The organism is Paenibacillus sp. FSL K6-1558, from assembly GCF_038002565.1.
GTDB lineage: Bacteria > Bacillota > Bacilli > Paenibacillales > Paenibacillaceae > Paenibacillus > Paenibacillus polysaccharolyticus.
The window spans coordinates 3482629-3495708 of sequence record NZ_JBBOCV010000001.1 but is presented as its reverse complement, the minus strand read 5'-3'; the positions used below and the strand labels follow the sequence as shown (position 1 = coordinate 3495708).

At 47.8% G+C, this 13080-nt stretch carries 13 protein-coding genes; 6 read left to right on the top strand and 7 right to left on the bottom strand.

Going from position 1 to position 13080, the window contains the following annotated elements; genetic code table 11:
• The first annotated feature begins 78 nt into the window (after nt 1-78).
• The 3 genes from MHI38_RS15040 (at nt 79) to MHI38_RS15030 (ending at nt 2587) form a co-directional block, all read left to right on the top strand.
• On the top strand, nt 79-756 hold the full coding sequence (locus MHI38_RS15040; RefSeq protein ID WP_341181368.1) for a response regulator transcription factor: 678 nt from the start codon (nt 79-81) through the stop codon (nt 754-756).
• Entirely contained in the window at nt 756-2156 is a 1401-nt protein-coding gene (locus tag MHI38_RS15035; RefSeq protein WP_154889989.1) for an ATP-binding protein, read from the top strand. The genes MHI38_RS15040 and MHI38_RS15035 overlap by 1 nt, the downstream gene beginning before the upstream one ends.
• 176 nt (nt 2157-2332) lie before the next feature.
• Entirely contained in the window at nt 2333-2587 is a 255-nt protein-coding gene (locus MHI38_RS15030) for a hypothetical protein (RefSeq protein WP_145333845.1), read from the top strand.
• A 203-nt stretch (nt 2588-2790) separates the two neighbouring features.
• Here MHI38_RS15030 and MHI38_RS15025 read toward each other — a convergent pair whose 3' ends face one another.
• Nucleotides 2791-3558, bottom strand: a complete 768-nt coding sequence (locus MHI38_RS15025; protein WP_154889991.1) for an SDR family NAD(P)-dependent oxidoreductase — start codon at nt 3556-3558, stop codon at nt 2791-2793.
• A 222-nt stretch (nt 3559-3780) separates the two neighbouring features.
• On the opposite strand from MHI38_RS15025, the gene MHI38_RS15020 reads away from it, so the two are divergent.
• The gene (locus MHI38_RS15020; RefSeq protein WP_167375745.1) at nt 3781-4416 is read left to right on the top strand and encodes a TetR/AcrR family transcriptional regulator; all 636 of its coding nucleotides are present in this window, start codon (nt 3781-3783) and stop codon (nt 4414-4416) included.
• A 70-nt stretch (nt 4417-4486) separates the two neighbouring features.
• On the opposite strand, the gene cobA is transcribed toward MHI38_RS15020, so the two are convergent.
• From cobA to nirB, 4 genes are read right to left on the bottom strand one after another with little or no spacing between them, the layout of a single operon-like run.
• Nucleotides 4487-5257 carry a uroporphyrinogen-III C-methyltransferase gene (cobA, locus tag MHI38_RS15015; RefSeq protein ID WP_341181367.1) on the bottom strand — a complete coding sequence of 257 codons (771 nt, stop codon included), beginning with the start codon at nt 5255-5257 and terminating at the stop codon, nt 4487-4489.
• A complete protein-coding gene (locus tag MHI38_RS15010; RefSeq protein WP_221790014.1) occupies nt 5254-6135 on the bottom strand; it encodes a formate/nitrite transporter family protein in 882 nt (293 codons plus the stop codon). The genes cobA and MHI38_RS15010 overlap by 4 nt, the downstream gene beginning before the upstream one ends.
• Before the next feature lie 49 nt (nt 6136-6184).
• Nucleotides 6185-6502 carry a nitrite reductase small subunit NirD gene (nirD, locus tag MHI38_RS15005; protein WP_154889999.1) on the bottom strand — a complete coding sequence of 106 codons (318 nt, stop codon included), beginning with the start codon at nt 6500-6502 and terminating at the stop codon, nt 6185-6187.
• Nucleotides 6503-6518: 16 nt separating this feature from the next.
• Entirely contained in the window at nt 6519-8960 is a 2442-nt protein-coding gene (nirB, locus tag MHI38_RS15000) for a nitrite reductase large subunit NirB (RefSeq protein ID WP_154890002.1), read from the bottom strand.
• Nucleotides 8961-9607: 647 nt separating this feature from the next.
• On the opposite strand from nirB, the gene MHI38_RS14995 reads away from it, so the two are divergent.
• Nucleotides 9608-10201, top strand: coding sequence for an ANTAR domain-containing response regulator (locus MHI38_RS14995; RefSeq protein WP_154890004.1), 594 nt, complete (start codon nt 9608-9610; stop codon nt 10199-10201).
• Between the two features lie 18 nt (nt 10202-10219).
• Nucleotides 10220-11296, top strand: a complete 1077-nt coding sequence (locus tag MHI38_RS14990; protein ID WP_253499260.1) for an anthranilate phosphoribosyltransferase — start codon at nt 10220-10222, stop codon at nt 11294-11296.
• A gap of 12 nt (nt 11297-11308) precedes the next feature.
• Here MHI38_RS14990 and MHI38_RS14985 read toward each other — a convergent pair whose 3' ends face one another.
• Both MHI38_RS14985 and MHI38_RS14980 read right to left on the bottom strand, forming a co-directional pair.
• Nucleotides 11309-11857: an acyl-CoA thioesterase gene (locus tag MHI38_RS14985; RefSeq protein WP_186809692.1), complete on the bottom strand. Its 549-nt coding sequence runs from the start codon at nt 11855-11857 to the stop codon at nt 11309-11311.
• Nucleotides 11858-12103: 246 nt separating this feature from the next.
• A complete protein-coding gene (locus MHI38_RS14980) occupies nt 12104-12727 on the bottom strand; it encodes an acetate uptake transporter (RefSeq protein WP_090921519.1) in 624 nt (207 codons plus the stop codon).
• Nucleotides 12728-13080 lie beyond the last annotated feature (353 nt).

Genomic DNA, 13080 nt, shown 5'->3' with positions numbered 1-13080 from the left:
CAATTATTAAGGTTGATTCAAGGTTTAATTGATAGAATAAGAACATACAAACCATCGTGAGCAGAGGATGAATAGAGGATGAGAATTTTAATTGCGGAAGATGAGGTTCATTTGGCAGAGGCCGTATCTCAGATTTTGAAAAAAAACAACTACTCCGTGGACATGGTCCACGACGGCAGGTCAGGACTGGATTATGCGCAGAGCGGCATCTACGACCTGTTACTGCTGGACATTATGATGCCGGAGATGAACGGCATAACGGTGCTTAAAACGCTCCGCAGTGAAGGAAACCATACTCCGGTTATTTTACTCACAGCCAAAGGAGAACTATCGGACAAAGTATCTGGCCTCGATTACGGTGCCGATGACTATATTGCAAAGCCTTTTGCCACGGAAGAATTGCTTGCCCGGATTCGGGCAGCCTTGAGACGCAAAGGGGAAGTGGTTCCGGAGGATGGATTGAAGTTTGGCGATATCGAGCTGAATACCACGCAGTTGAAGCTGAGTGCACAGGGCAAAGAGATCAAATTAAATCTAAAGGAGAACGAGCTGCTGGAGCTGCTGATTACCCGCAAACAGGCGATCACCTCCAAAGAGCAGATCATTGAGAAGTTATGGGGATTCGACTCGGATGTCGAGTATAACAACGTGGAGGTCTACATCTCTTTTTTACGCAAAAAACTAACCTTCCTGAATTCGGCTGTCCGCATTAATACGATTCGGGGCGTGGGGTATGTACTTGAGGTGATGAGCTAATGTTCAAGAAACTCCGTAATCGGTTCCTGATTGTCAATCTGGTGTCGATCTCGATTATGATGCTGGTGGCTTTTGTAACGATTTACACGATTACGTACCAGAATGTGCAACGCGAGACGAATATGGAGCTGTATAAGGTATCTGATTTCTACCATAGCCCGTTTGGTTTGGGTGCTCAGCAGTCACGAGGTGAAGGGCAAAACGGGGGAGCAGGAGTAGGGACAGGAACGGGAACGAATTCCGGATCGGCAACTGTACCCTCTTCTCCGAGTAGGGGCGGGGGCAACAACAGTAACGGCATGAGCGGTGGGAACTTCGGTGGGTATCGAGGACCGGGTGGAGATTTCGGCGCACCTCCTGCCCGGTCGGTTTCTTTTATGATTCAGACCGATAAGCAGTGGAAGATTACCGATACCCATTCGCGGTTTGATATGGAGGACTCGTTTTACACACAGGCTCTGCAAAAAGTAGATCAGGAGAAAACCGGTCAAGGTGACAGTAGTCGGTGGACTGGACAATTTGCACTGGATGGCACGGACTGGGCCTATGTGGTTGATCCAAGCGGGGACGGGCACATGATCGTATTCATGGATGTGACTGCGCAGCAGGGTATCCTGACCAATCTGATTTACACTTTTACCGTGGTTGGACTGATTATGTTGATCGTCATTTACTTCCTAAGCCGTTATTTTGCCAACCGCTCCATTGCGCCTGTGCGTGAAGCGTTTGAGAAACAGAAACAGTTTATCGCCGATGCCTCCCATGAATTGAAAACACCTCTGGCAATCATTAATACGAACACGGATGTCTTGCTGGCGAATCAGGAGGAGACCATCGAAAGTCAGGCCAAATGGCTTCACTATATCAAATCGGAAACCGAGCGGATGTCTGGACTAACGAATGATCTGCTGTATCTGACTCAGATGGAGGACTCACGTTCCAACCTGATCCATACCAGGTTTAATATGAGTGATGCGGTGGAAAGTATTATTTTACCGATGGAAGCTGTGATTTTTGAAAAAAATATCTCCCTGGATTACAGCATTGATCCCGATCTGATGGTTCATGGAAACCCGGAGCAGATCAAGCAGGTGGTTCTGATCTTGCTCGATAACGCTGTGAAATATTCCGGGCCAACAGGGGCCGTGAACATTACACTTCAGAAGCAAAACCATGATGTGATGCTGACCATCTCCAATACGGGTGAGGGGATCGCGCCAGAGCATCTGGATCGAATCTTTGACCGCTTCTATCGCACGGATGCATCAAGAGCGCGTAAACACGGAGGACATGGCCTCGGTCTGGCAATTGCCAAGTCTATTGTAGAGCAACATAAGGGAGAGATTTACGCCAAAAGTGTGGTGGGGGAGGGGGCAGCGTTTTACGTGAGGTTATCGTAGGTGCGGATGCTAAGGTGGAAACTGGCGAAAATGAGCACATTGTCATAAAGGCCGCCACAAAAGGCCGGGCATAAGTTCTGCCCGTAATGGGATAACCTATGCTACAATGACAGCAAGAAGAATAACCAAGGAGATGAACATACGTGGCAGACAACAACGCAATTAATGAGCAGGAAATGATGCAATACATCGCGGACAAAACAAAGGCCAGTAAAGCAAATATCGAACTTGTATTGAAGCATGAGCAAGCTTACATCAACAAGGCACATGAGAATGCTAAAGGTAAAGACGTCGATATTGACGGCGACGATCTGTCTGACTACATTCTAAGCCGCAAAGATGTGAAGCTTGACGAGCTGACTGTCGAAAGTATTTTGGATGCGGAAATGGATTATTTGATGGACAAAGGTCACGCGGGATACGTGGATTAAAAATCCTAACGATCACCAGCGACGCTATTCAGGTGTTTATACCGAAATAGCGTTCATGTTGATCGTTAGCGTAGTGGAGTGGCACAAATAGCACAGATAGTGCCTGATGGATATACGTTAGTGCATACGAGAAAAAAGACCTCAACATCACACAAGGGAAGTGCCCTTCATGGTGGTGTCGAGGTCTTTAGTTTTATGCACTATTACTGACCCATCATGCCGCCGTCTACAGTGTAGAGGGACGCGGTCACGTAAGATGCATCTTCGGATAGCAGGAAGTTCATCACGGCTGCGACTTCTTCCGGTTCACCGTACCGGCCCATTGGAATGGCGGATACCGTAGCGGATTGGTAGTCTTCTACGTTGCCGGAGTTGGCTTCGATCTGACGCATCATACGAGTATTGATGGTGCCTGGCAGCACAGCATTTACCCGAATGTTGAACGGTGCCAGTTCATTGGCAGCGGTACGTGTGAGACCAACAACGGCATGTTTGGACATAATATATGGAGATACCGCCGGAGCGCCCATCAGACCAGCAAGGGAAGAGGTATTCAGAATCGCACCGGATTTTTGTTTTTTCATCACAGGAATGACGTTTTGCAGACCAAGGAATACCCCGCGAATATTTACGTTGTATACTGTATCAAGTGCTTCAACACTCAGGTCTTCAATTAGACCCGTTGGCCCTTCAATACCGGCATTATTCGCAAAATAATCGATACGTCCAAATGCATCCATTGCTTTTTGTACGTAATTTTTAACATCTGCTTCATCGGATACATTGGCTTTGACCGCAATGGTATGCTCTTGATCTAGATTCAATTCTGCAATCGTTTTGGCAATCGCTTCTTCGTTCAAATCAACCAAGACCAGATTGATTTTACGTTCAGCCAAGCGACGTGCAAGCTCTTTACCAATTCCTCCGGCAGCTCCTGTAATGACAGCGGTTTGTGTGTAGGATGTACTCATGATTGAATCGTCTCCTTATAATATATAATGGGCAGGTAATCTCCATAGGAATTAAATAATGAATTCAGTGGGTGAAAACCTGTCGTCTTTAGTTCCTGTCTTAATGTTAAGATATACATAAATATGTGACAATAATCATTGACAGCGCAAATGTCAGCTACTGAACACAGATGTAAGCGTTGTTCATTTAGGTTACAATAATGGACAAAGGAGGCGGAAGTGTTGATTATTGAACACCCTCAGGATCGGAGAGCACGAAGAACGCAGGATGCGATCATCGCTGCGGCGGTTTCTTTAATATTGGAAAAGGGGGCTGACGCCCTGACCATCCGGGATATTACGGAACGAGCCGACTATAATCGGGGGACCTTTTATTTGCATTTTCCCGGCAAACCGGAGCTACTGCAATTTCTTCTGGAAGACTTCCTGCAAGGATTAGGACAGGCTTATGCCTCACCGTATGCTAACCTTACAGAAGTAGATATGACCGGACTGTTACCGTCGACTATGCCTGTGTTTGAATATATTGAAAATCATCAGGATCAATTCAAGGCGCTCATGACAATGCATGGGGATATGGCGCTCAGGATCAACAATGTGTTCCGGGATTACCTTACTCAGGACTTCATTTTGGTAACTGAAGATAGTGAGCAAGTGATCAATTATGACATTATGTTAAGTTATCTCGTATCCGCAACCGTGGGGGTTATTATGCATTGGGCAGAGGTGGGGTTCAAATATTCCGCCCATTATATGGGGGAGCAGCTGACAGCTCTTATTAACATCAAACCGACCCGTCTGCTGATTGAACCAGGGCAGAAGGGTCGGATGATGAATGAGCGTATGTTTTCGGACTAAATACATGCAAATACATGCTTATTATACTATGTGAATGCGTTCCGCTGCGGGATCTGCGTGCAACTGAAGGTTAACCCGTCATTGAAGCAGATGCAGCGCGCTGCATCTGGAGTAATTGTTCGCGGATGAGTACGGACTCTCCAACCATAATTAAAGCTGGATTACAGATGTGATGCATATTAGCTAATGTCTGCAGTTCGGCAAGTGTGCCTGTGACAATTCGTTCTTCACTTGTTGTTCCTCGTTCAATTAGTGCGGCTGGTGTATGCCCGGCTTTGCCATGACGAAGCAACTCTTGCTGTATCTGTGATAACTGGCTTATCCCCATGTAAATCACAAGCGTATCTACGCTATGCGCAAGCAGGTCCCAGCGAACAGAGGATACACTTCCATCACTGCCGGTTCCCGTTACGCAGGCAAAAGAAGAAGCGACCCCGCGATGGGTTAGTGGAATGAGCGAAGAAGCGGAAGTACCCACAGCCGAAGTGATGCCGGGGATAATCTCGTACGGGATACCAGAATCCGCCAGCACCAGCGCTTCTTCACCTCCACGGCCGAAGATGAACGGGTCACCACCTTTAAGCCTGACAACGTGTTTGCCTTCTGCTGCATGAGAAGCCAGCATACGTCCGATCATCTCCTGGCTCATAGAGTGAAGCCCGGGAGCTTTGCCACAGTAAATACGGAGAGCGCCATCCCGCGCCTCAGCAAGTAATTCATCCGTGACAAGTCGATCGTACATAATAACATCAGCAGACTGAATCCGTTTCAGGGCTTTGACTGTAATCAGTTCGGGATCACCAGGACCAGCACCGATGATACTTACCAACCCTCTGCTCATGACCGTGTCCCCCATTTCGAAGTTGTATTGGGAGCTGTTAGCCCTGATCTGCCACCTTGAATGGTCGCTAGCGGAGATGATAGCTTAAGCGAGCTTCCCCAGTGATGCGCAAAATACAGACCAAGACCTGTAAATACAGCGCCGCCCAAAAAATTACCTGCCAGCACCGGAATCTGATTCCACAGCAACCAGTCTGTAATCGTGACATGAGCGCCAAGCATCATGCCGGCCGGGATCACAAACATATTCACAACGGCGTGTTCAAAGCCTTGGGCAAAAAAGATCGTAATGGGCAGCCACATCGCCACGATTTTCCCCAGTGTAGATGTAGAGGTCATCGCCATCACGGCTCCGAGCGCAACCATCCAGTTACATAGAATGGCCTTTATGATGACAAGCACGATGCCTGCCCCGCCCAGATGCTGATATCCCAGTGTTTTCGTTTCGCTGGTTTGAATCAGTGTTTGAACGAGTGGGTTACTCATATCTGTGCCCATTTTGGTTATCGTCAGGCCGTATAATAGTGCGTAAAATGCACATCCGATCAGGTGACCGATAATTACCCAAAAGTAATTACGAAGCATATCGATAAGTTTGACTCTGCGCTTCATCACTGCGAGCGGAATCAAGGCGAAGTTTCCTGTCACCAGTTCAAGACCGAGCAGAATAATGATTGCGAATCCTGCCGGGAAGATGAGTGCACCCGCCAAACCAAGCGAAGTTTGAGACACGGCAGTATACGCCAGTGTAGTGGCAAAGGCAAGGATGGCGCCAGCCAGAAAACCGCGGATCAACATCTGTACCCGATTCATTTTGGCTTTATGTTCACCAACGTCAACCATGGCTTGCAATACTTCTGCAGGTTTAACAAAATCCATCGTGCACCCCTCCTTCTGTCAGCATTGTCTTGTGGCACTAATCAATTGGTTAACCTGCAATCGTAATATAGATATCTCCGCTATCTCCGTCCACTTCTGTTTGGTACGTGTTCAAGCAACCATCGTCCGGTTCATGGACCTTGCCGCTTCGCAGATCAATCTTCCAGTCATGTAATGGACAGTGAACGGCTGTTCCGCAGACCATTCCCTCCGATAGCTTGCCGCCCTTGTGAGGGCAGCGATTCTCTACGGCATGAAGGCTGCCGTCGCTCAGTTTGAAAACGGCAATTTCGGTATCCTCGACCAGAAAGGTACGAGCCCCTTTTTCATCAATATCGGCCAGATGCCCAATGCGAAATCTATTCATCGCTGATCCTCCTCTTCTAGTGAGCTACCGGTTCTGCACCGGACAGTGGGGTGAAGTTTTTACGCAATTTCTCATCTTCAATAATCTCTTTCCAAGGATCTACCGTGTGACCCAGTGTCACTTCCAGACGTTCAACCAGTGCGAGACGTACATCTCGATCTGCCAGAGCCTCCTTCACATGATCCAGACCTACCCGTTCAATCCACGCCGCTGTTCTCTCATTCCATCTTGCGTTCTCTCTATAATATTGCAGGTAAGCATAAGTCCACTCTTCGACTTCAGCATCTGTTTTCACCGTACATAACAGCTCTGCTGCGCGAACCTTCACACCGCCGTTGCCTCCAACATGAAGCTCCCATGCGCCATCGATGGCGACAACGCCCAGATCTTTAATGGTTGCTTCGGCACAGTTCCGTGGGCATCCCGAGACGGCCAATTTTACTTTCGCTGGAGCGACCATCTTGTCGAGTTTCTTCTCCAGACGAATGCCCATCTCGATCGAATCCTGTGTACCGAAGCGACAGAACGTATTACCTACACATGTTTTTACTGTCCGTAAAGCTTTGCCGTAACCGAAGCCGGAAGGCATGTCGAGTTCTTCCCATATCTTCGGCAGGTTTTCCTTCTGTACACCCAGTAGATCGAGTCGTTGTCCGCCCGTAAATTTAACCATCGGTACGTCATACTTCTCAGCAACCGTTGCGATCTTGATCAGTTCTGCCGGGGACGTTACACCACCGTAAATTCGCGGAATAACGGAATACGTGCCGTCCTTCTGGATATTGGCATGGTAACGTTCGTTCGTGAATTTGGATACCCGCTCATCCTCATATTCTGTAGGCCAGATCATACCAAGGTAGTAGTTAAGGGAAGGACGGCATTTGGAGCAGCCTTCTGGCTCATCCCAGCCCAGCACGTTCATGACTTCTTTGACGGTTTTCAGGCCCATTTCCTTGATTTGAGCCACAATTTCATCCCGGTCATAGGAAGTACAGCCGCAGATGCCTTCTTTAGTCTGCTCGCCAACATTGTCCCCTGCATAATACGTGAGCAGTGATTCCACGATTGGTTTACATCCTCCACAGGAAGCGGAAGCTTTCGTGCAGGATTTGATAGCACCGACAGTGTTACATCCTTTATTGAGAACAGCATCACCGATGGCAGCTTTCGTTACACCGTTACAGCCACAGATGATCTCATCATCTGGCATGGCAGCCATGCGCTCGGCTACAGAAGGGCCGGAACCGGAACCGCCAGAAGGCACGCCGAGCAAAATTTCTTTTTCACGACCGCTGATGTCCTCACCGCTTTTAATTAAGGAAAAGAGGGATGCGCCATCGGTCGTATCACCAAACAACACTGCACCGACGAGCTTGCCGTCCTTGATCACCATCTTTTTGTAAACACCGTCTACATCATCCTGAATGCGAATGCTGCGTGTGTCTGGCGAGTCCTTGAATTGTCCGGCAGAGAATACGTCGACTCCCGAAACCTTCAGCTTGGTTGAAGTGACCGACCCTGCGTATCCTTCGGTTGCTGCACCAGCGAGCCGTTTGGCAAGAACCATACCTTGTTCATATAACGGAGCTACGAGTCCATAGGCAATACCGCGATGCTCCGCACATTCTCCTACAGCAGAGATTCCAGGGATATTGGTATGCATATAGTCATCCACGATGACCCCGCGATTAACATCCAGACCGCTGTTTCGAGCCAGTTCGATCTGCGGGCGAATACCGACTGCCATCACAACGAGGTCTGCCTCAAGCACCGTTTGGTCGGTGAAGCGAAGTGCTTTAACCCGGCCTTTGCCTGTAATCTCTTCCGTATGTTTGTTCAAAAGGAACTTCATGCCCTGCTCCTCAAGCTCTCGCTGAAGCATTAATCCAGCAGGCAGATCCAGATTTCGATCCATCAAGTGTCCGTTAATATGAATGACGGTTACGTCCATACCCAGATTTAATAGTCCGCGGGCAGCTTCCAGACCGAGTAGTCCACCGCCGATGACAGCCGCCTTGCGGTACTTTTGGGATGCCGCCATCATCGTTTCACAGTCTTTAATGTCACGGAAGCCGATGACCCCTTCTTTATTCGCGCCTGGAAGAGGCAGGATGAAAGCCTGTGAACCTGTCGCCATAATCAGCTCGTCATAGGATGCGTGGACCCCATTCTGAGATACAACTACTTTGCGTACCGTATCGATCTGCACGACAGGGTCACCCGGATAGACATGGACACCGTTATCTTCGTACCAGCTCCAATCATTAATCACGATATCTTCAATGGATGTTCCGCCTGCGAGAACGGAAGATAGCATGATTCGGTTGTAGTTTGGATGCGGCTCTGCGCCAAAGACGGTAATGTCATATGCATGTGGTGCGAGTTTCAGAATATGCTCAATTGTACGAATTCCCGCCATACCATTGCCGACCAGCACCAGTTTTTTCGTTGTACTCATTGTGGTTAGCCCCCTCAGATCCATTTCTGTATTCTGTTTACTACGCTACCTTCGTCTGTTCCTAAAAATCGAAAAAGCCTGTCATGCCTCGGAGGACTGCGCATATACATACGCATCCCTTATCTCCGAATTTGCAAAACAGGCTTCATTGCCGTTTCAACCAGCTACGTCGTTGTAACTGTGAGTGATCCTTCAGTTATGGAGTTCTTATGGGTTAACTATAAAAGAATGATTTGTTCATGTCAATATAGTTAACATAAAAAAGTATTTGAAATTTGAAGTTAATTATGTTTACATGAGTTTAAAGAAAAGCTGAATCGGCTACGTAAAATATGCTTTAAATTACAAAAAATAAGAAAATAAATCCATGTATCACTTCGTAAACGCCATATAATGTAGGAAATGTGCCATAGTACTCATGATTAACCCATTATTTGTTCCATTTTAATTCATTAGGATCAGACCGAGGATCAGAATGCATCTCATGATGCTACTTACGAATACTTCAGAGCACCTGGAATTTTGAAATATAGATGTTTATTCCTTGATTTTTGTTAGGTAACATGACATTATAACGCTTTCATGTGGTAATGTATTAAAAGTGAGCGTGGGTACTGTATATCAATATAAGGAGGGATTGATCCATCATGCGATCCATATTGGTCATCCGTGTACATCCCATTCAGGCCGGCTCGTCCGAAGCAATCCCTCTAACACCGGAGAAGCTGCTGGGAGCAGTTGGCTATCATGTTAAGGTCTCGGACAGGGAGGATGAGGTGATGAAGCTTGCTCGTGAAGTCGATGCCTCCATCCTGCATTTGTCTCTTGCGGACGTGGCTTATTGGGTAAAGCGGCTGGGTGAGGAGAAGTCGGATACTCCGCTTCTCTGGTGGTGTGCTCCGGATACAGCATCTTCCTCTGTAGAAGACTGCGAGGTTGATACCTCGTTTGATGGCATTCTTACACCGTCTATGGCTGGGCCGGAGATTCATTGGACGCTGCACTTTGCTGCGCGGCGTTATATGGAACGCAAGCAATGGGAGCAAGAGCGAAAGCAACTGCAGTCCAGATTGGAAGATCGGAAATGGATTGATATGGCGAAGGCGATCTTGTGTGATTTAAAGCAGATCTCCGAATCGGAAGCCTATGATCTGTTACGCAAAAAAGCGATGGATGAACGCAAACGGATGGTCGATGTAGCTACAGCGATTGTGAAAGCACATCAACTGCTCCAGTCATAATTGGAAGGAGGATGCTCTATGGATATGTCTCAGATCCTCAGAGAGGTAGGGCGCGGCAAACGAGGCTCACGTGATCTGAATTATGCAGAGGCATTGAACGTTGCCGAGCATATATTGAAACAGCAAGTTTCTCCTGCCCAGACGGCCGCATTTCTTATGGCTGAGCGGATGAAGATGGAGAATGTCGAGGAAATGGAAGCCTTTGTCCATGCGTGCCGGAACAGTGCGGAGCGTTTCTCCGTATTTCAGGATAGCTTGGATTGTGCGGGTCCTTACGACGGACGAACCAAGTCATTTATGGCGACATACCCTGTGGCATTTGTACTGGCGGCAGCGGGTTTACCGGTTACGCTACACGGTAGTGAACCTTTACCGCCTAAATGGGGAGTTACGCTGTCTGTTGTATTGAGAGAGGCAGGGATTGATACACGGAAGATCGACCGGGAAAATGCCCGGAGTGCTGCCCTCCATACAGGTGTAATGTATGTTTCTGCGGAAGACTGGTGTGAGCCGTTACGCAGACTTCGTCCATTACGGGAAGAACTAGGTTTTCGAACGGTACTGAATACAGCCGAGAAGCTGATTGATTATAATCATTCGCCTTATCTTGTTTTTGGAGTGTTTCATAATACGTTTCTGGATCGAATAGCCAAGCTTCTTACTCGTTTTCAGTATCAACGTGCTTATGTTATTCAAGGTATGGAAGGGTCGGAGGATCTCTATATTGATCGTCCTACACGTGTATATGCTGTCGAGGATGGTGAGATGAAGCTTGAACTTGTAGATCCTTCAATCTACGATCTGGATATGCCTGTGCCGGATATGATCTGGACCGCGGCGAAGCAGGTTGAGGTGGCGGAGAGTGTACTACGCGGGGATGGTCATCTTACGTTTGTAAATCAGGTGCTGTTAAATGCGGGCTTTCGACTATATGTTGCAGGACGTGTCCCTTCCATAGAGCAGGGTATATACATGTCTAAGCAGTATATCGAAAGTGGAGCTGCGTTCCGGCTCTATCAACAGTGGTGTGTTTCTATGGGAGGAGAGTTACCGGATAGCAGAACGATATCGATCTATCCGGCATCCTCTGGTTAAACTGTTCTGTGCTTATTCCCAAGGATACGTTACGGTCAGGAAGTCAGCGAACTTTTTGCTCTCTTCCCGCCGTTGTTTCCGCATGGCTGCGCGGTCAGGCGCAGTCTCGTACAGTTTTTTCTCCTCTTCAGTCTCCGGAATAATACGGGGCACGATCAGTTTGCGGTTATTTTCATCCAGGGCCACAAAGGTCAGGAAGGCTGTTGCCGCGATTTTTTTCTCCCCCGTTATCAGATCCTCACGAATAACCTTCACGAAAATTTCCATGGAACTGCGGCCAGTCCACGTAGCGAACGATTCAAGTGTTACGGAGTCCGTAGGATTAATCGGGTACAGGAAATCGACGGAGTCGGTTGATGCAGTAACGGTATTTACCCTGCACAACTTGGAGGCAGCGATGGAGGCAATATCGTCAATGTAGGACATCAACTTGCCGCCAAACAAGGTGTTATGATTGTTGACATCTGTCGGGAATACCCGTGCCGTTTTGAAGCAGCGCGTTTCACGTACATACTTTCTCTCCGTTTGATCCATCTCCGTTGGTTTCGGTATCTCTCTCATGTTTCTTCCTCCTTACAGTATGGCTGCTATGATTGTGTTTCTAAATGCAGCATTTCTTGTGGGCTCTTCTTTGTTCAAAAGGTTTGCTATCTCATCGGAGTGGGCTGTGTAAAATCTTTGAGTTCAACTTATATAGTATAGGTGTCGGTTAGGAACATATTCAAATGTAGAGGTACGAGACGAGGTAATACGAAAAAACCGCCAGGCGCGGACCGGCGCGCAGGCGGTGGAACTTCAATCTGTATATTAAGCCTTAGGTCTGAAAATACCGGACGGTTTGCCGATCGGCAGGAAAGTATAACCGAAGTGAGCATTCAGAACCGAAGCACCTGTACCATACAGTGACACGATACCGATCGCCATCTCAGCGTATGCAGCGATCGTATGGAAGATATGTGGTGCTACGCCGAAAGCGTCAAAGGTCAGACCAAGGAACAAGAAATCGATCAGAATGAAAATGATAAGCAACACTTTATTGGCTTCAACAGCCCCAATCGTCATGAACAAGGTGAAGATCAGGTATCCGGCAAAAGCGAATCCAAGCTGCTTGCCATCGGTTTGCTCAGCGAGTGTAGAGCCGAACACGCCCATTTTAATCATCCAGTTGGCACCCATAGCGAACCAGAAGAAGGCATAAGCGCCGAAAGCGGTGGTGCCGAAAGTGTTATTGCGTTTGGAATCCTGAATACATGCGAATAGTTGGGCGAAAGCACCCAGGAAGATCGCCCACGGAATAGCGTAGCTAAGTCCGTCGGTAATGCCGAGTTTTTGGGAAGAAGCGACCAGGGTTACAATCGCAAGCCCAAATAATCCCATCGCGCTGGGATCGGCGTTTATGATTTTGACTTTAGTCTGTGACTCGGTTTGCATGGTGTTGATAAGCCTCCAATTAATATCAAATCTGGATGATGAACCTGTACAGTGTGCAGGCCATTCTCGAAACTGCATGTTGGCATCCGCCGGACCCGGACACACATATCGCCCTATTGTAACCGAATGACCCGGTTATGGAAAGGGATATTATTACCTGAAACATCGGAAAACGGTTGCTTATGTGACAGTCAGTTGAATGGGGGGATAATATATCGGGTTTGTGGTGAAAAAAGACGGATAATTACATGTTATTTCCAGGACATTAACGTTAGTATCGAGGGGAAATCAAATCTGCAGTTCGGTGTGAGCCTGGAAGCGGCGGCATAAACTGCGGTGGGAAAGGGGGAGGT